General features: G+C 79.3%; 1 protein-coding gene. It reads right to left on the bottom strand.

Annotated elements, in window-relative coordinates; translation table 11 throughout:
• Positions 1-5: 5 nt before the first annotated feature.
• On the bottom strand, positions 6-594 hold a 589-nt coding region (locus AE652_RS42715), incomplete at its 5' end, for a lanthionine synthetase LanC family protein (protein WP_049661759.1).

A 594-nucleotide genomic window follows, 5' to 3' on the forward strand; every position in this document is an offset into this window, starting at 1 on the left:
GGCGGTCACGGGGCCTCCTGCGGGGCGAGCAGCAGCACGGGGGCGACGCGCTCGGGCGCGGCGATCCGCAGCAGTCCGTGGCCGATGCCGGCCAGGCCGGTCATCAGGCCGGGCGTGACGATCCCGCCCGGGGTGCCGCAGACCGGTCCGCGCTCCTCGATCGCGGCCAGCAGGGCGTCGCGGGTCCGGGAGTGGTCGTCCCGGGCCCGGTCGACCCCGGCGCGGGCGGCCGCGGCGAACAGCTCCAGGTTGCCCAGGGTGCCGTGGCAGAGGCTGTCGTCGCCGATCTGGCCGGCGTCGGCGGTGGACCGCACGGCGCGCAGCAGCGCCCGGTCGCTCGACGGGGTGCGGACCCCGGCGGGCAGGTCGGCCCGGAGCAGTCCGATGCCGGGGGCGCCGTGGCACCAGGCGTGCACGGCCGCGAAGGTGCCCGGGGGAGGCGTGGCCCGCCAGGGCCGGGGGGCCTGCTCCCGGTAGTCCGGCCAGTTGTCGACCTCGGAGTCGTAGCCGGCCTCCTCGTAGGCGAGCGCGGCCTGGCCGGTGCGCAGCGCGGCAGCGTCCCCGGTGCGGGCGGCGTGCCGCAGCAGTGCCCAG

Source organism: Kitasatospora sp. MY 5-36, assembly GCF_001182915.1.
Lineage (GTDB): Bacteria > Actinomycetota > Actinomycetes > Streptomycetales > Streptomycetaceae > Kitasatospora.